Source organism: Bacteroidota bacterium (genome assembly GCA_035506275.1).
GTDB lineage: Bacteria > Bacteroidota > Ignavibacteria > UBA10030 > UBA8401 > JAGVPT01.
The window spans coordinates 69,903-94,662 of the sequence record DATJPT010000001.1; the positions used below are offsets into that span (position 1 = coordinate 69,903).

The 24,760-nt window shown below is 53.9% G+C and carries 21 protein-coding genes and 1 tRNA gene; 3 read left to right on the forward strand and 19 right to left on the reverse strand.

The features are described from left to right. Positions 1-90: 90 nt before the first annotated feature. The 18 genes from VMF88_00315 to VMF88_00400 all read right to left on the reverse strand — a co-directional run bounded on the left by VMF88_00315 (position 91) and on the right by VMF88_00400 (position 17,461). Positions 91-2,352, reverse strand: coding sequence for a two-component regulator propeller domain-containing protein (locus VMF88_00315; GenBank protein ID HTY09487.1), 2,262 nt, complete (start codon positions 2,350-2,352; stop codon positions 91-93). A 63-nt stretch (positions 2,353-2,415) separates the two neighbouring features. Further along, entirely contained in the window at positions 2,416-2,913 is a 498-nt protein-coding gene (gene ribH, locus VMF88_00320) for a 6,7-dimethyl-8-ribityllumazine synthase (GenBank protein HTY09488.1), read from the reverse strand. A 28-nt stretch (positions 2,914-2,941) separates the two neighbouring features. After that, a complete protein-coding gene (locus tag VMF88_00325) occupies positions 2,942-3,778 on the reverse strand; it encodes a PHP domain-containing protein (GenBank protein HTY09489.1) in 837 nt (278 codons plus the stop codon). A 103-nt stretch (positions 3,779-3,881) separates the two neighbouring features. Beyond that, complete coding sequence (locus VMF88_00330; protein ID HTY09490.1) at positions 3,882-4,565, reverse strand: Crp/Fnr family transcriptional regulator; 684 nt, start codon at positions 4,563-4,565, stop codon at positions 3,882-3,884. 148 nt (positions 4,566-4,713) lie between these two features. Then, positions 4,714-5,775 carry a bifunctional phosphoglucose/phosphomannose isomerase gene (locus VMF88_00335; GenBank protein HTY09491.1) on the reverse strand — a complete coding sequence of 354 codons (1,062 nt, stop codon included), beginning with the start codon at positions 5,773-5,775 and terminating at the stop codon, positions 4,714-4,716. A 23-nt stretch (positions 5,776-5,798) separates the two neighbouring features. Beyond that, the gene (gene ptsP / locus VMF88_00340; protein HTY09492.1) at positions 5,799-7,550 is read right to left on the reverse strand and encodes a phosphoenolpyruvate--protein phosphotransferase; all 1,752 of its coding nucleotides are present in this window, start codon (positions 7,548-7,550) and stop codon (positions 5,799-5,801) included. A gap of 2 nt (positions 7,551-7,552) precedes the next feature. Beyond that, positions 7,553-7,819 carry an HPr family phosphocarrier protein gene (locus VMF88_00345; protein HTY09493.1) on the reverse strand — a complete coding sequence of 89 codons (267 nt, stop codon included), beginning with the start codon at positions 7,817-7,819 and terminating at the stop codon, positions 7,553-7,555. 54 nt (positions 7,820-7,873) lie between these two features. Further along, complete coding sequence (locus VMF88_00350) at positions 7,874-8,854, reverse strand: polyprenyl synthetase family protein (protein HTY09494.1); 981 nt, start codon at positions 8,852-8,854, stop codon at positions 7,874-7,876. 30 nt (positions 8,855-8,884) lie between these two features. Further along, positions 8,885-9,916: a type 2 isopentenyl-diphosphate Delta-isomerase gene (gene fni / locus VMF88_00355; GenBank protein HTY09495.1), complete on the reverse strand. Its 1,032-nt coding sequence runs from the start codon at positions 9,914-9,916 to the stop codon at positions 8,885-8,887. Positions 9,917-10,391: 475 nt separating this feature from the next. Continuing rightward, positions 10,392-10,919, reverse strand: a complete 528-nt coding sequence (locus VMF88_00360) for a GNAT family N-acetyltransferase (protein ID HTY09496.1) — start codon at positions 10,917-10,919, stop codon at positions 10,392-10,394. Positions 10,920-11,044: 125 nt separating this feature from the next. Then, positions 11,045-12,097, reverse strand: coding sequence for an ACR3 family arsenite efflux transporter (gene arsB / locus VMF88_00365; GenBank protein ID HTY09497.1), 1,053 nt, complete (start codon positions 12,095-12,097; stop codon positions 11,045-11,047). A gap of 3 nt (positions 12,098-12,100) precedes the next feature. Beyond that, positions 12,101-12,544 (reverse strand): arsenate reductase ArsC, encoded by a 444-nt coding sequence (locus VMF88_00370; protein HTY09498.1) that lies wholly within the window; start codon positions 12,542-12,544, stop codon positions 12,101-12,103. Between the two features lie 19 nt (positions 12,545-12,563). Continuing rightward, positions 12,564-13,373 (reverse strand): arsenite methyltransferase, encoded by an 810-nt coding sequence (locus VMF88_00375; protein ID HTY09499.1) that lies wholly within the window; start codon positions 13,371-13,373, stop codon positions 12,564-12,566. 54 nt (positions 13,374-13,427) lie between these two features. After that, entirely contained in the window at positions 13,428-13,748 is a 321-nt protein-coding gene (locus tag VMF88_00380) for a metalloregulator ArsR/SmtB family transcription factor (protein ID HTY09500.1), read from the reverse strand. A 229-nt stretch (positions 13,749-13,977) separates the two neighbouring features. Further along, positions 13,978-14,052, reverse strand: a tRNA-Pro gene (locus VMF88_00385). A 225-nt stretch (positions 14,053-14,277) separates the two neighbouring features. Then, the gene (locus VMF88_00390; protein ID HTY09501.1) at positions 14,278-16,671 is read right to left on the reverse strand and encodes a response regulator; all 2,394 of its coding nucleotides are present in this window, start codon (positions 16,669-16,671) and stop codon (positions 14,278-14,280) included. Between the two features lie 125 nt (positions 16,672-16,796). Beyond that, positions 16,797-17,024: a hypothetical protein gene (locus tag VMF88_00395; protein HTY09502.1), complete on the reverse strand. Its 228-nt coding sequence runs from the start codon at positions 17,022-17,024 to the stop codon at positions 16,797-16,799. 50 nt (positions 17,025-17,074) lie between these two features. Then, positions 17,075-17,461, reverse strand: coding sequence for a co-chaperone GroES family protein (locus VMF88_00400; GenBank protein HTY09503.1), 387 nt, complete (start codon positions 17,459-17,461; stop codon positions 17,075-17,077). Positions 17,462-18,061: 600 nt separating this feature from the next. Here VMF88_00400 and VMF88_00405 point away from each other — a divergent pair. Continuing rightward, positions 18,062-20,161, forward strand: a complete 2,100-nt coding sequence (locus VMF88_00405; protein ID HTY09504.1) for a YCF48-related protein — start codon at positions 18,062-18,064, stop codon at positions 20,159-20,161. A gap of 101 nt (positions 20,162-20,262) precedes the next feature. Here the strand turns inward: VMF88_00405 and VMF88_00410 are convergent, their stop codons facing one another. After that, complete coding sequence (locus tag VMF88_00410) at positions 20,263-22,509, reverse strand: sugar-binding protein (protein ID HTY09505.1); 2,247 nt, start codon at positions 22,507-22,509, stop codon at positions 20,263-20,265. 216 nt (positions 22,510-22,725) lie between these two features. Between VMF88_00410 and VMF88_00415 the strand changes: the two genes are divergently transcribed. Then, entirely contained in the window at positions 22,726-22,983 is a 258-nt protein-coding gene (locus tag VMF88_00415) for a hypothetical protein (protein ID HTY09506.1), read from the forward strand. Positions 22,984-23,466: 483 nt separating this feature from the next. Then, complete coding sequence (locus tag VMF88_00420; protein HTY09507.1) at positions 23,467-24,756, forward strand: hypothetical protein; 1,290 nt, start codon at positions 23,467-23,469, stop codon at positions 24,754-24,756. Positions 24,757-24,760 lie beyond the last annotated feature (4 nt).

Consider the following 24,760-nt stretch of genomic DNA (forward strand, 5'->3'; position numbering starts at 1 on the left):
GAACCTCCTTTTGCGTGGAAATGATGGTTTTTCTAATTCACAGTTGACTTCCGGGTACGATTAGATGAACAAATTAACCATGCTGTTTTTCTATTTCCTTAGAAGAGCGACCTTGGCGGTGGACACCTGGTTGCCGTTGTCGGCGTATGCGACAATGATGTAGACTCCGCTTCCAACATTGTTCCCCCGGGAATCCGTGCCGTCCCAGAACGCTCTTCCCCCTCCCTGCGCAGGAAATTCCTTGACTAGCGCCCCTGTGACATTGAGAATTTTTATCGTCGTGTTATCGGCAAGCCCCTTAATGGTCACCGTGGGATGGTCCGGCAGGATAAAAGGATTGGGTCCAACCTGGAGCGAGGACATTTTTTCCACGGTCCCGATCGACGGAATTTCAAGGCTCGACAACCCTTTGTTCGTTCCAAAATAGACTATGCCCCGTTTATCGTCGAAGGCAATCGACAGAACGTTGTTGTCGACAAGCTTTCCGTTGGTGTTTGCAACACTGTACTGCGTAATGAGCGACGAGCCGTCCGGAGAAAGAACCGCAACACCGGATTGCATCGCGACCCATTTATTGTTCAGCGCATCTACTGCAATGGTATTGATGAATTGCCCTTCGACAGCGCCCAAATAGAGAATGCTGATCTGCGATGTCGGATACGCAGGGTCTCCGATGACGCTGATGCCGAGATTCGAGCCGAGCCACAAGCTTCCTTCCTTGTCCTCGACGACGCAGGTCACTTCCGCACTCGCTAAACCGTCGGACACGCTGACTTCCCCCCATCCATCGCTCGCCAAACCTGCAATTCCCCCCGATTCATTGTAGTAGATACAGTGGGAAGGAAGCGGCTCAAACCCGAGAAGGCTGTTCTTGACCCATTTTGTTCCGTTCCTGTCGATGAACACCCCTAAAGCGTGGTTGAATGACGTGCTCTGCGGGGCCCGAACGGATACCCATGAAGAATCGGTTTTCATCTCCCAGAGAACGTTGCCGTCCAATGTCAAATAATCGGGCAACCACATAGAACCCGCATTATCATATCCCGCGCTCCCCATGACGATATAGCCGGGATGTTGGGGATCAACTCCGACAAAACCCGGGTTCCGATTATCAAAAACACGGACAAGGTTGCCGGCATCGTCCATCACCGCGAGACTTCCCCCCCAGGAACCCAACCATTTTGAGTTATGAGGACCGATGGAAACCGAAAAAAATTGGTTGGTCTCCAACTGCGGCATCGTTCCAAGATTATAGTTTCTCCAACGAGTCCCGTCGAAGGAGAAAAAGCCTTTTCCGTTCGTACCTCCGGGTCCCGCCGACGCGCCCCACACAGTTCCGTTGTCGTCCACGGCAATGGAATTGAAGAGATTGGAGGCGGGACTGTTGACGATCAGCTGGGCCCATTGAGCAGTTCCGATGCTCAGAATGCCGATGCCGGCCTCCTGAAATCCGGCGATGAAACGTTTTGCCGAATCGGCGATAGCGCAAGTGATCGCTGCCGGAGCGGCGTTGACAACAGCCGTTACGGCATTCGAAGGAGATAACACCACCACATTGCCGGAACCGGCAGCGTACAACGACGAATCGATTGTCACTAACGCCTCGGCGGGCTGCGGCGTCCCGGGAACAGACTGCCATCCGCCGTTTTCAAATTCATAAACGCCGGCGCCGGACGCCGCATACACGTTCCCGTGAAATGAGGCGATCGCAGTGATTCCCGACAATGAAGTATACGAAGTCCACGATTGCGGATCGGCAAGATTCCGGGCGCCGGGCTTTGAAACAGCGATCCCGTTTGATGTCCCGACGTAGATCGTCCCCCCAACGGCCGTCAGGCATGTCACGTTCGGATGAGACAAAACGCCGAAATTTCCGTACGTGTCGCCGAATTCAAACTTCGACACTGAAAAGACGCTGACCCCAAACGCGGTGCAAAGATACATTGTGTCGCCGGAGGCGGCAAAAGCATTGACGGCTTTTTGGGTTTGCAGTGAAAGGGCGATGTCGCTGATATTCTTCCACGTGTTGGAAGAGGGGGAATAGACGTCGATCTCACCGGAGGTTTCGCCGACCCAGACGGATCCGTATGAATCGATTCCGACAGCGGAGACATCGTTCCCCGTCAGTCCCTCGGAATTCGTGAACTTCTGAAATGAGGAATCGGCCTGAGTGTACCGAAGGATCCCCCCGCTCGTTCCGATCCACACTGCGCTGCGGGCAGCGGCGAGACCGACGACGTTCGTCATGTCGGTGTAATTTTTCCAGTCGCCGATTCCTGCTTTCATCATTGTCGAGAAGCCTATCGTTCCAACCCACACGATCAACAGCGGGGAAGAAATGATCTTTTTCATACACAACTCCGTTATCTTATTGCCGACGGGACGTTCATAAGCATTGGTGCCTTCTGTAGCAATCTATGCCTGCTTACTCCTCGCCGATTTATTGTCGAGTTGTGCGTATAAACTTGCCATGCTGATCGCCCCCAGTGCAGCATCCCATCCCTTATTCCCCGCCGATCCTCCGGCGCGCTCCATCGCCTGCTCGAACGTATCGGTCGTCAGTACGCCGAAGAGGAGCGGAATATTCCGTTCCCGCGCGAGGAAGCTCACGCCGCGTGCGCATTCACGCGCGATGTACTCGAAGTGAGGCGTCTCCCCCCGGACGACGGCTCCAAGGCAGACCACCGCATCGTACTTCCCCGTGAGCGTGATCTTTGCCGCGACCGCCGGAATTTCGAAAGCGCCGGGACAGTAAAAAACCTCCACATCCCGTTCTACATCCGAGCCGTGCTTCCGGAAACACTCGACCGCGCCTTCGAGCAACCGGTCGGTAATTGTACGATTGAACCGGCTGACGACGATAGCAAATTTCCTTCCTTCTCCTGAAACGTCGCCTTCAAAAACACTCGGCATACTTGTCACCTGCTGTAAAAAGAAGACCTCACGCCGACCGCTGCAAGAACAGGCGGCGCTTCATGGCATCGACTTTGTTGCCATCGACAAAATAATTTCCGAATACCGCCTCATCGTTCTTCTTCCCGCCGTGAAAATCCGAACCGCCGCTTTCAAGCAGGTAATACTCGCTGACCACACCGCGATAATGGAGCATATGCTCCTGCGTGTGGGACGGGTGAATGACCTCGATGCCGTCGATTCCGGCCTTGATCAAATGCTGCAGCATGCCGTCGGTCGTATACCGGCCGGGATGAGCGAGGAACGACAGGCCTCCCGACGACGCGACGAGCTGCACCGCTTCCGCCGGAGAGAATTGAAATTTCCTTTCGTACGCCGGGCCGCCGTTGCCGATGTAGCGGTCGAACGATTCCTGATACGATTTTGTGATCCCTTCGTCCACCAGCGCGGCCGCGATATGAGGCCGTCCCACCGAGCCGGTGCCGGCATGTTCCATCACGGATTCGATACTCAGGGGGACCTGCAGATTGTTCAACTTCGCGACGATCCGCTCGGCGCGTTTGATCCTCTCGTGCCGGAAGAAGGTAAGATAGTCGAGCAGCCGCTGGCTCTTGTAGTCGACAAAATATCCGAGGATGTGAACTTCCTTGTCCTCGAAGGTCGCGCTCAGTTCCACGCCGGAAATTATCTCAACGCCGAATTCCTTCCCGAACTCGAGCGCATCGGGGATGGCGGCAACGCTGTCGTGGTCTGTGATGCTGATCGCGGACAGCCCTCCGGCCTTTGCTTTTTTGACAAGCTCATACGGGGAAAGTGCACCATCGGAACAAATTGTGTGCGTATGGAGGTCGGCTTTAGCGCCCATAATCTCGTACTCTACCTTGCTTCGCGAGGCTCCAGAAACCGAAGCCGTCCACAATTCAGGGGTGCCCGGTCCTTATTGAAGATGGATGATGGTGTGCGCAGCGTTAGACATGAAGATTCTTGAAGCTTTCGTAATCGTTGATGATGAGCCTATTCCCCTGGAGCTGCAGGTAGCCCTTCTTGATGAACTTATGGATCATGCGGGAGATCGTTTCGCGCGACGTTCCGGCCATATTCGCCAGGTCCTGCTGGAGCGGAAGTTCGTCGATCTCGACACGTCCCTTGCGGAACATGCCGATCTCATCCGCAAGTTGAAGGACGACATTCGCCACTCTGCCCGCTGCGTCTTTCAGCGATAGACTTTTGATCTGAGCGTCCGCTTTGCGGAGCCGCCCCGTCAACTCGCGCAGCAGCGCAATGGCAACCATCGGAAAGTCGGTCATCAATTTCAAAAAGTCTCTCCGATGAATCATGAAGAGCTCGGACTTTGACGTCGCAACCACGCTTGCAGAGCGGGTCAAGCCGTCGAGGATCGCCATCTCCCCGAAAAAATCGCTTCCGCCGAGGATGGACAGGATGACCTCGCGGCCGTCGTCGTCCATCCGCACGATCTTGACCTTGCCCGAGATAATGACGAAGAGCGCGGCGCCGGTCTCCTCTTCCAAAAGAATGATGCTGCCTTTTTTATACTTCTTCCGGACGCCGAGAGCGGCAATTTTTTCAAGTTCCTGATCGCTCAGCTCATTAAAGATCGGTACATTGCGAAGGAAATTAACTTCTTCAAGCATTAGTTCATCCCGACTGGTGTGCTGAATAGAAGGGAGTCAGAGGTTGTTAATATGCCGAGAATATACATGGTGTTGTGATGAAAGTCAAGCCGGCCAAAAAACGGTTTTTTCGCCCTTTGACGGTGCGATGCCGCTGTAAAAAGTATCCTTACTTGCCTGCGGGTACTTTCGCAAGCTCATTTTTCAGAAGGTCGATCTTCTTCACCGGGGTCGGGTCAACGCCGTTCAGGATCGCAAGATAAAAGCTGACCCAATCCCCGAGGCAGAGAAGCGAGAATACTCTTGCCAGCAGGCTCTTCCCCTCGCTGTGCACCTCGGTGATGCCGTCGGCAAAGTCACGGATGATCCCTTTGGTAATATCCATCCGAAGCTGGACGCGCGGATTGTCTTCGCGATCGCGCAGGATCACCACGTGGATCTTTTTCATGGAATCCTTCAACACTTCCCACCCGACGATCTCGTTATGATTCAATTCCGGAAAGACGTGTCCGTACGCGAGCGTCTTGGCGTTTTCCGAGAACTGCCCGCGCCACCGCACGTTCACCGTGTCGAACCTGTCCACCGAAGAATAGACCACCGGGAGCTTTCCGTAGACCCTCTCGGCGATCTGCAATGCCAGATTGTTCTGCGATCCGATGTCGCCGTACGATCTCGCTTTTTCCTTCAGTAATGCGATCGTCTCATCGATCTCCTTCTTCTTTGATCTGAAAAAGCCGAGCTTGGAAAGAACGATGAGCGTCGGAAAAAATGAGTATCCGAGAGCCGCCCGCGGGGGAAGACCGCCCGGAATCTCGATCACCGGATGTTTCTTCTTTGCCGCGAATTGTTTGACCGCTCCGCCGGAGGTAATGCAGAGCACTTTTGCCTTTCGCTTCACCGCGTCGTGATGCGAGGCGATGGTCTCTTCGGTGTTCCCGGAATAGCTCGAGATGATGACGAGAGAGCGTTCACCGACGTATGCGGGGAGGGAGTAATTCCGGCTGACCGCGATCGGTACGCCGATCTCGCCGGCAAGGTACGAACGGAGCAGGTCGCCGCCGATCGCAGAGCCGCCGAGGCCGCTGACGACAATATTATTGATCTTCGATATCGGAACGTTAACGGTTGCGGCATTGCCGATGGCGACCGCTTCTTCTACCTGACGCGGAAATCCGAGGATGAGCGAGCGCATGCCGGACGGGTCGTACTGTGCAATTCTTTCGGGAGTCATAGTCTCTCTTTCTTGGGGGATAATTATTCGGGCAATGGAATGTCGGGGGCGATGCGCCTGACATGTCCGACTAGAAATTCTTTCACCTCTTCGACCGTGGAGAACTTCATCGCTTTGACGGCGATCTTTTGGGCCTCTCTGAGCGGCACGGAGCGGATGATCTTTTTGATTTCCGGAAGGACGTACGGTATCACGCTGAATTCGTCAAGCCCGAGGCCGAGGAGCAGGAGCGTTGCGACCGGATCGCCGGCCATTTCTCCGCACATGCTGACCGGAATTTTATTTTTGTGCGCCTCTTTGATGATATGCCGGATCGTGAGGATCACCGCAGGCTCGAATTCCTGGTACAATTGCGACACGGTATCGTTCCCCCGGTCGACCGCAAGCAGGTACTGAATCAGGTCGTTCGTGCCGATGCTGAGGAAGTCCACCTCGCGCGCAATGTCCCCTGCGACCACTGCCGCCGAAGGAACTTCGATCATCACGCCGATCTTCATCGCGTCGTCAAACGATGCTTTTTCCGCGCGTAGAGATTCCTTCGCCTGTGCGACCAGGGCTTTCGCCCGGCGAATTTCCTTCAAGCTCGAGACCATCGGGAACATCACCCAAACATTCTTCTTCGTGCTTGCGCGGAGCATCGCGCGGATCTGGACGATGAACGTTTCCGGCCGGTCGAGCGCCACGCGGATGCCCCGCCAGCCGAGGAACGGATTCTCTTCCTCGTGCGATTGGGCGATGACCTTATCTCCCCCGATGTCGAAGGTCCGCATGATGACCTTATTCGGAAAAACCTTGTCGGCGATCGATTTGTACTCGCGGTACTGTTCTTCCTCGGACGGGAAGGTATCCTTTCCCATCAACAGTCCTTCGGTGCGGTAGAGCCCGACGCCGCGGGAACCCTGGGACTTAGAAAAGCGTATCTCCTCGGCAAATTCGATGTTCGAGACGAGTTCCACCTGCTTGCCGTCCGTCGTCTGAGCGGGAAGATCGCGCAGGTCGTTCAACCCGTGCTCGAATTTCGACATTTCCCTGCTTCGTCGTTTGTACTGCGCGATCGTCTGTTCGGAGGGATTGATGATCACGACACCGCTGTAACCGTCGAGGATCATCGAGGCATCGGTCTGCACGCTCGATGTGACCTCCTTCAGACCGACCACGGCGGGGATCTTCAACGAGCGCGAAAGGAGCGCGGCATGGGACGTGACTCCTCCCATGTCGGTGGCGTATCCGAGAATTTCGTTGCGGCTGAATAAAATCGTGTCGGCGGGCGTGAGCGACTGCGAGACGACGATCGATCCCCCTTCGAACCGGGAGATCAGCTTCTGCTCCTGGATATTGCGGATGATGCGGTTCTTCACGTCCTCAACGTCGTGCGCGCGCTCGCGCATGTACTCGTCCGAGGATTTCAGCATCAGCTGCTGGTATTTGTTGATTTCTCCGTGGACGATGAATTCCGCATTCTTCCGCTCTTTTCGGATGCGCTTGTAGATCGAATCGAAGAGGATAGTGTCGCTCAGGATCATGATCTGTGCTTCGAAGATCTTCGCCTTGCTGTTCCCGATCTTCTGTTCGGCAAACGAGAGGATCTTCTGAAGCTCTTTCTCCGAGCGGGCTACCGCGCCGCGCAGACGTTCAACTTCCTTTTCAGCATCCTCAAGGGGGATCGTTTTCTCGTCGATATGGGGAACGTGCTTCGTGTAGACGAACACTTTTCCCATGACGATGCCGGGCGCCGCCGCTATGCCGTGAAGCGTAATTTCGTTCGTTGTCGCCATCGTTATGGCTCGTCGAATCCTCGTTCAAACAATCCAACAATCGCCGCGCACGCCTCCGCTTCGTCTTCGCCGTCAAATCTCAGGGTCAGCGTCGACCCCTGCTCCGCGGCCAGCGTCATGACTCCGATGATGCTTTTCCCGTTTATTTCGGAGCCGTCTTTGATGATAAAAAATTCCGCCTTGAACTTCGCTGCAAGCTTCACAAGCGAGGCCGCCGGGCGCGTATGCAAACCCGCCCTATTCTTGATCACGATGTCCCTCTCAATCATAAGGGGAAGCGCATGATATGGCGGCCGGAATGACTCAAGAGAAAAATGGGCACCTCAAAAGTTTCTGTTCAACAGCATGTGCGAGAACCAATAGAGCATGTCGCGGGCGTTGCTTTTCGCCAGGAGCGAGAGCTGTTTATTCGCTCCGTCGATATTTTTGGCGATGGTCTGCTTTGCCATCTGGATCACGCCGCAGCGCTCATAGATCTCCCGGACGGCGGGGATATTTTTGCGCGACGTTCCCCCGCGGTTGATGACGCTCCGCAGCAGCCGTTTGTCGGCTCCGCGCGAACGGGCGAACGCCTCGATCAGGAGGAACGTTTTTTTCCCTTCCACGATATCGCCGCCGATCGGCTTGCCGAATTCCTTTTCATCGGCCATGATATCCAGAAGATCGTCCTGGATCTGGAACGCTCTGCCGATCGAAGCGCCGTACGATCTCAGCGCGCGAATTTCATCCGCCGATCCGCCGCCGATCACCGCCCCAATTTCGGATGCGACGGAGACCATCTTCCCCGTCTTTTTGCCGATCATCAGAAGATATTCGTCCACGGAAACATGTTTCCGCGTCTCATACTCCTTGTCGTAGGCCTGCCCTTCGCAGACCTCGACAACGCCTTCGGTGAAAATATCCGCGATGCGCGCGATGCGCGGCGAACGGGTCTTCAGCAGCTCTCGGTATGCCAATGCCACCAGCTCGTCGCCGACCAGGATCGCAATATTCGTGTCCCATTTTGTATGCACCGTTGCGCGGCCGCGCCGGGATGAAGCATTGTCCATGATATCGTCATGGACGAGCGTAAAATTATGAAGGATCTCTATCGCAACGGCTGCGTGCTCTGCCTGCCGCGCCGTGCCTCCGACAGCCTCGCTCGCGAGGAGAACGAGAAGCGGGCGAATTCGCTTTCCCCCTCCCGAAAGGATATAGCGAACCGGCTCGTAGAGAGAACGGGGTTCGCTTTTCTTGATGCACGATCGGAGCTGACGGTCGACGGACGCCTTGTAACGCTGATACTGCGAACTAAATGATCTCATTTCGATGATGAGCCGAAAGAAAGAATAACGTTATGCATGAACGAGAGGGGCGCTGCGAAGCTGCTGCAGCGTCGGCGCCCCTGTGAGAAACATTGTCCCCTTAAAATCTTTGATCCATTTTTCCAGGGATCGTGATAATCCTTTTTTGCCGGACGCCATCAAGACCTTCAGCATCGGCCGTGCGGAAGCGACAAGGTCGGCGCCGAGAGCGACCGCTTTCGCCGCTTCGAGGCCGTTCGTGATTCCCCCCGACGCGATCACGGTGAAACGCGAAGGTGTTCCCTTAAGGGCGGCCACCTGCCGAAGGGCCTCCGACGTCGGGATCCCCCAATCCCAAAAAAGATCATCCGCTTCTCCGTTCTTCCGGCGAAGAATTTCCACTCCCGCCCAGCTCGTCCCACCCGCTCCTGCCACGTCGATGATCGTGACGCCGGCGTTCACGAGTCGCTGGGCGACATCCTTTGAAATACCGGCGCCGATCTCTTTGACGATCACAGGTATAGAAAGACCGCGGACCAATTTTTCGATCCCCCTCAGAACGCCGCGGAAACTCGGATTCCCTTCCGGCTGAAGGAATTCCTGAAGCGGATTGAGATGGACGGCGAACGCGTCCGCGCGGATCAAATCCGCAAGACGCTGCACGGGCGAGGGGTCGGCGAGTTTTGCCACTTCCGCCCCCCCGATATTGCCGACGATGGGAATCGTCGGCGCCGCCTCGCGGGCAATGCTGAAGGATGAATGATAGGTCGAATCTTCGAGCGCCTGCCGCTGGCTACCCACTCCCATCGCCACAGAATGTTCCTCGCACACCTCGGCGAGGTTTTTGTTGATGCGCTTCGCATCGGCATACCCGCCGGTCATGCTGGAGATCATGAACGGAAAGGAGAGCCGCTTCGAAAGAAAAATCGTGTCAGTAGAGATCTCCGAGAAATCGATCTCCGGAAGGGCGTTGTGCACGAATTCCCAATTCTCAAACCCCGTCGTTTTGCCGCGGAACGCAACGTCGCGGCTCACGGTAAGCAGCACATGATCCTTTTTACGCGACGAGGTTTTGGACTTCACTGCCGATTGCTTCATGGATACGGGATTGAATTGACGGTGAGCCTGAGAACGTGCTAAGCCGGAATTGAGTGTTGTATCACCGTAAAAATTATAGTGAAAATAGGCAAGATAATCAAGGAAAGCGGAGCCCGGCGAGCGCGGTTTGGGCTGAAAAGCGCTTAAAAGGGGGATGAGCGGATTTCACCGATTCCGGCTCAAAGAGGTTTGGGAGCTTAAAAGGGGCAGACTTTTGATTACTCTGATTGCGCAGATTGCACGCAGATTACAGATTGCGCAGATTAGAGGACTGCACAGGTTAGAGGACTGCACAGATTAGAGGACTGCACAGATTGGAGGACTGCACAGATTGGAGGACCGGACAGATTGGAGGACTGGACAGATTAGAAGATTACGCAAATTAGAAGATCGCGATGACGAGAAGATTGTCCAGAGTAGAAGTTTACGCAGATGAAATTAGTAAAATGGAACAGATTTCTTAAAGGGATATGGTCATAAACAATGTTCCGGGGGCCGGGAGGTCTCGGAAGGGGGAAATTTCCTTAAAGCCGAGCGAGCGGTAAAGAGCGATCGCTTCTTTCATTGAAGGAAGTGTATCCAATCGCAACTCCTTGTAGCCGATACTCCGTGCTTCGTCAAGCAAGCGAAGCGTCATCGCTTTGCCTGCTCCCTTCCCGCGAAATTCGGGACGAAGGAAAAGCCGCTTCATCTCACAAACATTGTCGTCAACCCGCTTCAACGCGCCGCAACCGGCAATGCGTCCCGCTTCAGCCGCCAGCAATAGTCGGCCGGAAGGGCGAGCGTACGGACCCGGGAGTCCCGCCACTTCCTTATCAAGATTCTCAAAGCAGAGGCTCACGTTCAGGGAGCGGGCGTACTCTACCAGAAGGTCCCCAACGATTGCGAGCTGCTCTGCCGAAGCCGCTTCAACAATATCGACCATGAAATGTATGAAGTTGTAATCGGGCTGCCGTGAATTGCGGCGGATGATCTGATAAAAATCCAAGACCGCACGGATTTCGGAATCTTGCCGGATCTCAACTCACGAACTTCCATCCAAGATAAACATCATCATCCAGGAATTCAAGACGAGACCGCACACGGACACTTCAATCGACGATGGCTGACGCACTACGGAAACCAGCCCCTCGTGCGATTGCAGAAAGAACAAACAGAGAGCATCACAGGAACTTCGACAAGCACTCCCACGACAGTAGCCAAGGCAGCGCCCGAACCGGGGCCGTAAAGCGCGATGGCCGTTGCGACCGCAAGCTCGAAGAAATTGCTCGCCCCGATCAAAGCGCCGGGAGCCGCGATCGAGTGCGGGACGTTGAAGAGTTTCATCAACCCATAAGCCAACGATGAATTGAAGTATACCTGAATAAGAATTGGTATCGCAATGAGAACGACATGGAAGTAGCGTTCGGTGATGTTATCAGACTGAAAGGCAAAGATCATGACCAGGGTCACAAGGAGCGCTAAAATCGTGACCGGATGGAAGAACGATATGAAATTCTTTTCGAACCACTCAGAGCCCATCTTCCGAATGAGTGCATAGCGGCTGAGTGCCCCCAAGCCGAGGGGAATCACGATAAAAATGACCACACTATAGAGAAGGACCATAAACGGAACAGTCAAGCCGCTGGCTCCGCTGACAAGAAACGTGACGATCGGAGCAAAGAGCACGAGCATGATCAGATCATTTACCGATACCTGCACGAGAGTGTACGCCGGATCTCCGTTGGTTAGATAGGACCAAACAAAGACCATTGCGGTGCACGGCGCTGCGGCCAAGATGATAACACCGGCGACATACTGATCCGCCAGTTCGGGGCCTATCCAATTAAGGAAGAAGATCTTGAAGAACAGCCATCCCAGGAACGCCATTGAAAACGGTTTTATCAACCAATTCACTATCAAGGTAACGATCAGGCCTTTCGGCCGCTTTCCGACATTTCGGATGCTTGTAAAATCGACTTTCAACATCATCGGGTAGATCATCAGCCAGATCAAAACGGCGATCGGGACGTTGATGTGGCTGCCGCTTCCGAACTCAATGGCGCGCAGCGACTCGGTGATCCGCGGAAGGAAACCGCCGAAGAGTATCCCAATAGCCATACACAGGACCACCCACAGCGACAGATATCGCTCAAAGACAGAAAGCCGTTCCATTTGGGTCATCATGGTTCAGCTCTTGCTCGCCACCGCCAACTCACCCAGCCAGCTTTTGATGCGCGCCTTGATCTGATCCCGAATTTTAATCGTTTCACGGAGTTTCGCGTCATGCGTTCCTTGCAGTTGGGAAGGATCCGGAAAAGACCAATGCATCGTTTTTTCAATGCTGGGAAAAATCGGACAACGCTCCGCGCTCGCCTCATCGCAGACAGTGATCACGTACTTGAACATCTTCCCCTTCCTGTAGAGGTCAAATGCGCTTTGAGTCGACTTGTGCGAGATGTCGATTCCTATTTCTTTCATTGCCTCCACGGCGAAAGGGTTCAACGTTCCGGGTTCAAGACCGGCGCTCTCTGCCTCGAACCGGTCTCCGGCAAGGTGATTCAAAATTGCCTCAGCCATCTGACTTCGCGCGCTGTTATGAATGCATACAAAAAGGACTTTTTCCTTCGCCATGAAGCCTCCATCGTGGTGGTTAGGGTTTATCGGCGTATACGGTGATACTGAATATGCCGATCTGATTCTGCTTGAATTCCTGCAGCTGGGGCTCCGTCATCGCTTGAGTCAGGATCTCATCAGGAATCTCGGTCTTCCTTTCTTTCTGGACCGTGATGTTCCTGAAGCCCGCGTTCCTGATGACATCCAAATACTCGCTTCGTTTGACGGCGCCGGAGACACACCCGGCGTAAAGGGCTGCTTCTCTTCTTAGATTATCCGGAAGTTCTCCATCAAGGACGATATCCGCGATGCTGAAATGGCCGCCCGATCTAAGAATCCGGAAGGTCTCGCCGAACGCCTTGTTTTTGTCGGGGACGAGGTTCATAACGCAATTGCTGACCACGACGTCCGCCGTGCCGTCGGCAACCGGGAGGTTTTCAATGTCGCCGAGGCGGAATTCGACGTTGGTAAAACCGAGTTTCTTCGCGGTGTCCGTGGCCTTTTCGATCATGGCCTCTGTCATGTCAATGCCGATAACTCTCCCCTTCTCGCCGACGATCGACCTGGCAACAAAACAGTCGTTGCCGGCACCGGAGCCAAGGTCAACGACGACATCTCCGGGTTTCATCTGTGCAAATTCTGTCGGCAAGCCGCACCCTAAACCCAAATCCGCTTCGCGAACGTATCCGGGCAGCTTGGAATAGTCCTCGGCCATGTCCGAATATTCGGCGTCCGAACATCCGCAGGTGCTGCCGCAGCACGATGATTGGTTCCGTTGTTTGGACTGATTCGCTATAACTCCGTATCTCTCCTTTACCATCTCTTTGAGGTCCTGGTCAGTTGGCATAATAAACTCCTTCTTTTATCGTAAAATTACGATTAATATGGGCAAAAAAATAGGCTAGCAGCACTTCTGGACATTGGTAAGAAATAAATTGAACATCTCTTTGGCCTCGGTCCACCCCTCTTCATTGATACAATAACAAACGCTCGTCCCTTCAACTTCTCCCTTGATGAGTCGGGCGTCCTTGAGTTCACGCAGATGCTGGGAAACAGTCGACTGCGACAGAGGGAGGACGTCGACGATATCGCCGCACATACACTGATTCGATTTGGCGAGATATTCGACGATGGCAACCCGCGCAGGATGTGCCAGCGCTTTTGCAATGACTGCAATCCGGTTCTGTTTCGTCGAAAACTCGTCAGTCTTTGAGAGGCCCATAGTTATCTATCGTAAAATTACGATAAATGTTTCATGATGTCAAGAACTATTTTGATTACTCAGATTTCGCAGATTGGACGCAGATTCCAGATTACGCAGATTAGTTTTCCGGGTGATCCCCCGAAGGGGACGACATCAGTGAGATTGTCGGGGTGATCCCCCAAAGGGGGACGACAGTAGTTAGTTTGTCGGGGTGATCCCCCAAAGGGGGACGACATCAGTGAGATTGTCGGGGTGATAGGATTCGAACCTACGACTTCTTGCTCCCAAAGCAAGCGCTCTAGCCAGGCTGAGCTACACCCCGGTATGAATTCTTGGTACTGGTAATAGCGAAGTCCCCGTCTTTTTGGCGGACTGCTTGCCCTCCGTTTTTTGGAGGGAGCTACACCTCTGAACGAATTAATCTACGACCGGTTCCACGATGGAAATATACGGAATAGAGGCGGGGAAAACAATACGCTGTTTTTCTCATCATCTCGTTCCCGGCGTCCCGTTGGGATCGAGATGTAGCAAATGGGAAATGTGTGTCCTACTGCCGCTTGGTTTCTATCGCTGAGATCTCCTGCAGCAAATCCTTTTTGGTGAACCCCGATTTTTTCATCAAACTGACGACAAACCCGCGCAGCTGCTCTCGCGTTTCATCGTCGATCTCCATGCTCGTCATGACGATGACCGGGATCGTCTGCGTCATCGGATTGTGCTTCAGCTGGTACGCGACGTTGAATCCGGATATTTCTGGCATCACGAGGTCGAGAATGATCAGGTCGGGATGTTCCTCTTGTGCCAGGCGGAGTCCTTCTCTTCCATCGAGCGCCTTGATCACGGTGCAGCCTTCGGCTTCCAGAATTACCTGCACGAGGTCGATCACGGAACGGTCATCGTCGATCACCAAAATCTTCGCCGATTGTTTTTGGCGCAGACTCGAGGTCACCTTACGGAGCGATTCGAGAAGGGCGTCCTTCTGGACCGGCTTTACAAAATAATCGACCGCACCGAGGCCGAAGCCGACATTCCGTTCGTCGAGCATCGAAACGATGATCACCGGAATGTTCTTGCAGAGCGGATGCTGTTTCAATTCGCGGAGCACCTGCCAGCCATCCTTGATGGGAAGAAGAATGTCGAGCGTGATGACGTCCGGCTTCCACAGCTTTGCCTTCTCGAGTGCTTCGACGCCATTCGCCGCCGTTTCGATGACGTAGCCGGCTTCGGAGAGATAGGACTGAAGGATCTGGCGCGCATGGGGTTTGTCCTCGACGATCAGCACACGCTGCGGTTCGGCCGACGGAGTCAAGATTCCGGCGATGCTCCCCGCTATTTCCCCCTCTTCTCCCTTCGAATTGATCATCATCGGCATGCGGACGATGAACGTACTCCCTTTTCCCCATTCGCTGACCGCCGTGACCGTTCCGCCGTGAAGCTCGACGAGTTTTTTGGTGATCGAAAGTCCGAGGCCGGTCCCTTCCTGTTTTCTCTTTCCGGCCGATGTCTGCTGGAACGGCATGAAGAGCCGCGGCAGTTCATCGGGGCGAATCCCGATCCCTTCATCCGTCACGCCGAACTCGACCGAGTTGTCGACGCGCACGACCTTTACCGTGATTTTGCTTTCCACGTGGCTGAACTTTATCGCGTTCGTGATCAGGTTCAGCAGAATCTGCTTGAGCCGGACATCATCGGCAACGATGTCGTCGAGCTCGTCGGAGATCTGAATATCGAACGAGAGTCTTTTTGCCTCCATCTGCGGCTGGACGGATTTTGTCAGCGCTTCGATGAACTGGCGGATGGGGATGCTCATATAATGAAGCTCGAGCCTTCCCGCTTCGAGCTTGGAAAGGTCGAGGATGTCGTTGATCAATTGCAGAAGATGCTTTCCGCTCTGATTGATCGAACCGATGTACGACGACACCGTTGCGGTATCCAGCTTCGGCAGATCGATCTGGATCAATTCTGAAAAGCCGATGATGGAATTCAACGGCGAGCGAAGCTCGTGGCTGAAGAAGGCGAGAAACTTTTTCAATGTCTCGTGGGCATCGAGCGTTTGTGCGCGCTGAATCTCGAGGTCGACGTTCTTCACGCGCAATTCGTCGATCAGGCCGCGGCGGCTGATGCCGACGGCAAGCTCGTTCGCAATAAGCACGAGAAACGACTCTTCCCGCTCCACTGCGGCACGCTCCGAGTTCATCAGCATTTCGATCACGCCCACGATCTCCCCCTCTACTTTCAGCGGTATGCCGAGAACCGTTTTCGGCCCGGAATCAATAACGATCTCGGGGGCGACGGCATAGTATGAACTGCGTGAGACGTCGGAAGTGATGATCGGATCCCCCGTGATCACCGCATCAACGCTGGCGACCGGAGAGTGTTCGCTCACAGAACGGGCCATCAGCGCCTTTTCCCACTCAAGGGAAGGGAGCTCGGGGGCGACAAGCAGAAGCTTCTCATCCTGGGCCCGGAACACATACATCAGCACGTGGTGGAAAGGGAGGTCGTAGCGGGCGGCGATGATATGTACCACCTGTGCGCAGAGGTCGTCCAGCTGGTTGCTCGTGTTGATAACGTGCGAGATCTCCAGCTGTGTTTCGCGCTGGCGTTCCTGCTGCTTCTGCTGGGTGATATCCTGGAAAAAGACCGAGAGACCGTTCTCATTCGGATAGATACGGATATTGTACCACGCTTCAAAATGATCGTCCCGGTAGCTCGTCTCGAACGACTGAAACGTCTTGGTCTCCATCGCGGTGCGGTAGCGGTCGCCGAGCTCGGCCGCCTCCGCGTTCGGAAAAATTTCGAAGACATGCTTGCCCAGCACTTCATCGCGGGAATATCCCGTCCCCTCTTCGGCGGCGCGATTCCAGTACGTGAAGGTGAAATTCGTATCGAGGGCGAAAAACCCTCCACTGATGCTTTCTAATATTTCCTGAGGCTCCATATTGTCACTTGATGGTGTAGGTCTCGTTTGAGAATATCAACTGTCACATTGGAAAAATCAACACTGCAGATAAAAAATGATCATACATGGTGGACGGAAAATCTTTTGCCCTTCATTTTTCCATTTTACTTTTTAATTTTTCCTTTGTCATTGAGGTGCGGCGGCTTGAATCCCCTGTAGGTGTCGAACTGTGAATCGTAAAAGACGAGGTTGAACGTACTGTCGCGCAGCGTTCCGCCGGACGGACAAAGATAGAACTCGGAAATTGTCTGGGTGGTATGTGAGGCTGGTTTCCCGTTTTCGGTGTAGAACCGAAGCGTGTAAAATCCCTGAGTGAACGGAGCTGTCTGCAATTGTCTATGAATGTTTGCTTCACTGAAAATGCAAGGATCGTCCTCGGCGCTCATGGTCCGATCTCGGAGAACGAACTCCGCCGGATGATCATCAACAACGACGACTGCTGAACGATGAGGTACTGCTCTCCTTCATACTCGATCTCGATCGCCGAGTCCCGGAGAAAGATCGCATAGTCCCCTTCTTCCGCCTGGAGCGGGATGTATTTTACCGGATCCTTCGGAGTTGTCGACCACGGCTCCTGATCGATAAAGTTCGGGTTGACGACGGGATACCCTGGGCCGACCTTGACGATGTAGCCGCTCTGGACTTTTTCTTTCTCTTTCACGCCCGGGGGAAGATACAATCCATGCGAGGTTTTTTCCTGGTCTTTTTCCGGAGCGATCAGCACTTTATCGCCGACGAGGATGATCTTTTTTTTGAGTGATGTTTCCATCTGATCAGGTTCTTTCGTGCCCAAATATACAAAGATTTTTTGAAATTGCACAACGAAAAGGAGCTTCTGTAACGGGGGCTTTTGAATAGATGGAGGGATTGAGAAGACAAACACGCTGTAGCCCTTCGACTCCGCCGCGGCGGCTCATCCTATCCGCAAAAAACCTCGCTGGAGCAAACGGTGAACGTGGCGTCCCGCCGCTTTTTGGCGGGATCAGGGGGGAACATTTTCATCGCATGCCATTTAGAACAAAAGACCCGCGACCGATCCTTCCGAACATCCGCGCCTGCGCAAAAGGATAGTTGTTTGAAAGAAACTCCATGGGGCAAAAAAGAGCATTCAATATCGAAAATGCGCAGACCCCCGCTTGCGATTCAACCCTTTCCGTAGTATCTTTACGGCGAAAGACCTTCAGCAACAACGGTTCGGAACCGAGTTTCTTCAAGACGCAAAAAGGGGGTTGGTTTCGTTAGTGAAACCTTAGCATCAACACCGTCCCGCCCAACGACACTCATCTCATCACCCGAGATTTCGGCCGGTTCGCGGGGCTGCATCCCCTTCCACAGTTGAGAAGCCTCTCTCTTTCCCAAGGAGATGACCATGAAATCGACTCTTTCATTCTTCCCCCTGTTACTTTTCCTTATTCATTTTGATGCTTACTCCCAATGGTCCCCGGCCGGACCTTCCGTTGGTGCGAACCCATTCGACTGGATGCAATTTGTTAATCCTTCGACCGGATGGATTGTCGGACAAAATGGGTTGATCCGTAAGACAACCGACGGAGGCGTCCATTGGTTCGATCAGTCCTCGGGAGTTGCAGACGAATTGACCGGCGTCTTCTTCGTTGACACATCGCGCGGCTGGAGTTGCGGCCGCGGCGGAGTCATTCTCAACACGACGAACGGCGGGGCTTCTTGGCTGAAGCAGCAATCCGGCACGCAGCGTCTTTGCCGTGCAATGCAGTTCATCGATTCTCTCTACGGTTGGATCGTCTGCGACAGCGGGGTCGTGCTCGGAACGACAAATGGAGGTGCGTCGTGGTCAAGACAAGCGACTCAAATCACTTCCACTCTCAATTCGGTTTCTTTCACTTCGATCCAAAACGGTTGGGCTTCCGGCTACAACGGAGTTTTACTCCGGACAACGAACGGGGGAACCACCTGGAGTACGAAGATCGTCGACTCGACACTAATTCTTTGGTGGATGGCTTTTGGAGATTCGATGCACGGCTGTGTCGTTGCAAGCGACCCCAGCTACAGCTTCGGCAGTTCTTTCACGACAACGGATGGCGGAGCCACATGGACTGCCGGGCAAATGAGTCTTCCGGCACTGTTCATTCTGCAACTCTTCCCGAACAATTCAGGCTGGACAGCTGGGAGGGGAGGGACGGTTTTGAAAACCACTAACGGCGGGAGTACGTGGACATCGATGGAGATTCCAATTCCGTATTGGCTCAGTCTGTCATCATTCATCGACATGACCACCGGATGGGTGTCGGATCCCGGCGGGCATCTCATGAAAACGACTGACGGCGGGAGCACATGGAACCCCCAATCGGCATTACCAGGCGTAATAAATTTTTCTTCTGTGAGCTTTGCCGACGCTCATAATGGTTTAGCTGCCGGAGCCGGGGGTACAATTCTATCAACGACTGACGGAGGTACGAGCTGGAATCCGGTTGAAACCGGAACGACGGCAGACCTTTGGGGTGTCCTTTATAGGGATAACGGAAACGCGTGGGCATGCGGGAACAACGGCACCATCGTCAAAACGACGGACGGCGGAACGCACTGGCATCCCTGTTCGAGCGGAACAAATAATTGGATCGGCGCAATCGATTTTGTCAACGCTCAGGTCGGCTGGTGCGCAGGCAACGAGGGGACGATTCTCAAATCAACCGACGGCGGAGAACATTGGAATTCGCAGTCAAGCGGCACTACCTCATGGCTCGTCAGCGTGAACTTCGTCGATACGCTTAACGGATGGGCTGTCGGAAACGAGGGGACGATCCTGCACACAACGGACGGCGGAGTCCATTGGTACGGACCGGTGAGGACAACGAACCTTGCTCTGAATTCTGTCTTCTTCACTTCGCCGAACAGCGGGTGGATTGTCGGAGCTTCGGGTCTCATGCTTAACACGACAGACGGAGGGCACACGTGGCAGACGCAATCCGGCATATCGTATGGGGACCTGAACGCCGTAACGTTCAGCGACAGCAATCATGGGTGGGCAGTGGGGGCATACGGAACCATTCTTTATACGTCCAACGGCGGAGTGAACTGGAGCTTCCAAAGTTCCGGTGCTTCAACAACGCTGAATTCCGCAGCTGCCTTCGATTCTACGACAGCATGGGCAGTCGGCCTGGCCGGCACAATTTTGAAGTACAACGGCGTAGACCCTATCTCCCTCACACCAAAGAATCCGGAAATGCCTTCAGCGTATTCGCTGGACCAGAATTATCCGAACCCCTTCAACCCGGCGACGACGATCCGTTATTCAGTCGCAGCTCGTTCGCACGTCGTTCTCGAGGTCTTCAGCATAGTAGGCCAAATGGTCGCGGAATTGGTGAACGGCGACAAAGAAGCGGGCTCATACGAAGTTGTTTTTGACGCATCGAAGCTAGCATCCGGGACATACCTGTATCGAATACAAGCTGGAAACTTTGTGGCATCAAAGAAGCTGTTACTGATCAAGTAGCTCCGACAAGAACGCAAAAAGCCCGGCATCGAGCGTTGACGCCGGGCTTTTTTGTTGGGGATTCGATCGAAAAAAGCCTCATCCGGCCGATCTCTGGATCGTCATTCCCTCCAGAGGTATTGCACCTTGATGAAAAACTGGCGCTGAGTCTGCTCGAAGCCGTACGGACTTCCAAAATCGCTCAGGTCGTGCGTGGAGCCGGCATAACAAATGGTGAACGGATTCAGCTTGTAGCTCAGGAGCGGGTCGATCTCCACCGCTTTGCTGAACTCGTCGTATTGTCCGATCAGGCGGAAGAAGACGTCGGAGCTGAATTGGTAGATTCCCGTGAACCGCGCAATGTACCCGTCGTAGAAAAGCTCTTGCGTCACGACGTCAGACAAGCGCGAGCGGGAATACGACAGATCAAGTTCGAGCTGCGACGTCGGCTTAACGGTAGCGGAAACCGATATATTGTGGCCGTGGCCGGTCATTGCCGAATCGCGGTCGATGAACTTGCCGAGCGCGATGTCGGTGGAAAGAGAAAGGTACGTTGAAGGGTTAGAGTTGATCTGGATCTCCCCCCGGTTGATCTTATTGAACCGGACGCTGTGATACAATTCCTCGTTGTAGGGTACGTAGAGAAGATTGATGTTCGTCTGGCTCTTGAACTGGAGATAAATCCCGGCCACTGTCCAGCGCTGCTTCCGCGCGTTGTCGTAATCGAACTGCAGGTTGTTCTCCATCCAGAGCTGTCCCTGATCGATGATGGAATGAAGGGGATAAAAATTATACATGTTCTGAAGGTCGAGTGTGCGCAGGTCGTTGCCGGTGATAAAACCGTTCTCCGCCTGAAACGTCGGCGAGATGTCCTGATACGTTAGGTACACGTTGTAGTCGCGCGCGTCACGGCGGAATTGCGTATATAATGCCGTGCCGCTGTAGGTCTGCCCATCGAAGGTCGGCGTGTACTTCGTGCTGCCGAAATAACTGTCGTCGGTGAAGATCGTGGAGTCGTTCACCTCTTTCGTGTTCGATGCGAGGATCTGTCCGCGGATGGAATAGTTTGGGTCGAAATACAAATTCCAGTCCACACCGCCGGTGTAGCCGTGCGCGTCCGAAAAATTCCTCGCAGTGCCTAAAGCGCCGATGAACGACTGCTTTCCGAAATCGTACTTCGCCCGCAGGATGTTCGAGTACGACTGCAGCGAAGTTTCCACAGACGAGCTCCCCTCTTCCCCGGCGATCGTGAACGGTGAATTCCGGTCCAGCGCCGAAAGGTACGCGATCGTCAGCCCGTCCGATTTTTCGATGAGCTTTGCGGCGCCGAGCGGATTGTTGATCATCCTCGAATAGAAATCCGTCAGCTGCGTATTGAAGATATCGGCGCCGTCCAGGAAGAACGGGCGCTTCTCCGGATAGTAGATGGCGTACGACGAGTTCACGCTGATCTGCGTGGCATCGGATTCCACCTGGCTGAAATCCGGGTTGATGACGGCTTCTGCAAACAAACTCGGGTTGGGGGAGAATTTGATCCCGCCGCCGACCCTACCGCTCACTTTCCCGTTCGAGAACTGCGAAGTCGGGTCGTCGGTGTTGTTCAAATTCCCAGCCTCGAACCCCATGGCATACGGAAGCAGCTCCAGCGTGCCGGTCGATTCAAGGTCCTGCAATCCAAGAAGCGATCCCCCCTGGCAAATGGAGCAGGGGTCGTTCCTGTCGAACGGCGTCCAGGAAAACTGCTGTCGGCTGGCTCGCGGAAAGTTTCTGATGAGTGCGATCGTCCAGTCCTGCCGCTGTGCCGACGGGAAGTGAATGCTCTTGAAAGGAACGGCAATTTCAACGACGTATCCAGTATCGTTGACGGTCCCCTTCGAGTACCAGACAGCGTCCCAGCTCGCATCTTCGTTGTTTCCCGTCCTCATCAGGTCCCCCTGGATGCCGAAGGGGTTTGCGACGAACTCGTACGCCCGCTGGTTGTCCTCGTACGTGTCGATCGCGACGAAGACAAAATCGTCCGCCCAGACATTATCCCTGTCAGAAATGTGGGCGCGGATGGCGGACGGCGCGCTGTCGGAACAGATGAATGCGAAATAAATGAACCGGGGGTTGTAGAGGATCTTCACATAGGTACGCTGCGTTGCGGGAGTGTTCTCCCCCGGCTGAACTTCGTACGGGCATTCGACGGTCGGCGCCAACGACCAATGCGGGTCCGAAAGTCTGCCGGTCAGGTCAATGTCGTTCTGAATCTTGACAGCGGCAACCGCGAACTTCTTTTGGTTCACTGAGAGTTCGGCGGCTTCGGCGGCAAAGTAGCCCGAGAACCTGAGGAGTATCGCGGAAAATATAATGGTTTTAGGGAGATTCACACTATCCGTGTTTTCACCATCCATACGGCAAAAAAACCGCAAGGTTACAATGAAAATCCACTTTCATAAATTTCCGGGTTCTCGATCATTCGTTGAACGGACAAGTCCTTCGCTCCCCTAAGAGTTCTTACGCTTGATCATTGCCCGTATGGCTCCCCTGCTCTCACATTCGTCGGCAACCCGGATGGGATTGACAAAATCATCCTCGCGGTCCTCTTGGCAGCCGCAGGATATTCTGCCCGCCTGCAGGCGCAATCAGCCGCGGGGAGCGCCGGTATCGCCGATGCTTCTTCAAAGATAAGCAAGGATGACGTCATTTTTTTCAAGAAAGCCGCTGTCGGCGACGATCTGGTGATCACTATGCTGGCGACATCACATCCGCACTTCGACCTCAGATTGGGAGATGTCATTGACTTAATAAATGCCGGCGTCAGAGAGAAGGGGATCGGCGCATTGGTCGAGGGAAAAGCTTAATCGACAAACTCATTCCGGTCAGCACATCTGCGGTATTATAATTTCGAGCCGAACTGGTGTTAACGCGAGATGAACTCACGGCCGGTGAAGAAACAAAAGAACAGGCGCTTCCAGATCCGCAACGCTTTTTTTTATTCTTGACTCTCCCTTCGATTAGCGGTACCTTTTCGCTTGAAGCCTACCCGGGGGAACTGGGAGAATATACTGAATGAGGATAACCCTCGGATTCGCGTTCGCGAAGACGGGGGTTTTTGAGTTTTATGGAGGAGGAACGACCTCCCCGACGGGGAGCGAAACACCGGTTCATCTGGTGGCCACATTTGCGTTGGCAACAAGCTATCTCAAAAATAGTTCCCACGCAGAATGTGCAGACAAATGTCCTGGGCATTCCGTTGGAAGGATCCATGACACTGCACCAGCGAGGAAATTCATAACTGCATTGACATGGATTCTGGTAGTTTTTTCTTGTCAAAGGAGGTTGAAATGAAAATGTACAGCTTTGCAATAATAACGGCGGCCGTATGTGTCTTTACATTATTATCAGGATGCAAATCCAACAGCGTAACGAGCAGCGCTCCAAAAGACCCGGCGAAAGCAGCGGCGCTCGTCAACGATGCAAATCAGATACTCATTCCTCATATCGCCTTGATCGGAACGTATCCTTTGGACACCGCGGCATTTGATCTGTCGTCGGCAAATAGTCTCTACAATGAGGCGCTGACAGACGACCCGGATAATCTCGACGCGCATTTCGGCGCGGCGTTGACCGAGGTCTTGACGCTGTTTTCCGATCCGACGATAGCAAGCCTTCAAAAATCGGGCGAGGTCAGCTTTTCAGCAAAACCCATGCTCACGATCATGAAGAGCGGCGGAGTTCAAGAATTCACGAGCCCGATTTCTTCAAGTGTATTGAACAGGATACGATCGGTGATGAAGCCGTCTCTCACCGCACATGCTCTCCTCGCAAAATCGCAGGCGGGTCAACTCCCGAGTTATTACCAGAACGTCGCGGAAACGAAAATCCTGCCGGTCCTTGCAGACGCGATCCTCCAGCTCAAGCAAGTAACTCAAAATTCCAGCTACCAATTTCTTATTACTCCCCAGATGATGGGAGTCGATAACGGACCGACGTACCGCATCGATCTTACGGAAATATATCTCCTGCTCGCGCTATTTCAGTTTTTTGACGCTGATGCCTCCCTCTTCGTCGCATATAATATAGACTACAATGCCGCCTCCGCTGCGTCGGTCACTCAGGCATGGCAGCCCTCGTCGCCGTTTCTCGCCCTCCGGTCCAACGGCGCCCAACGGATGAAAGACACCCGCGCATATTATCTGGGAATGGCTTCAAGCATAACGAGCGGTCTGACATTCCTGATGAACGAACCATCCCACACCCAAACGGATCTGATCGTTTACAATCCGCAGGACCAGAGTGAATTTCTATCGGCGATACAATCGATGGACACCCTGACCGCACTCTTTTCGGGTCCGCGCGCTGAAGGGGGAGTGACGTTCAACCTCGTCAACCTGTTCGATAATCCAATGACCGACCTGAAAACGAAGATCCCTCCGTATACGGCGTCATCCAGGCCAAACTCTTCCGGGACGTATGATGCCGTGCTAACGTGGCAGGCGTCGTCGTTCGACAACTGGATTTTTCCGGACCCGACGCTCAACGGCTTCCTTCCCGGCATGACCGATGCGGAGCTGAAGCAACTTTTCGGGATCAACGCCGCGACCTGGATGCCGAGCATCGTCATTTCCGGGTAAGATC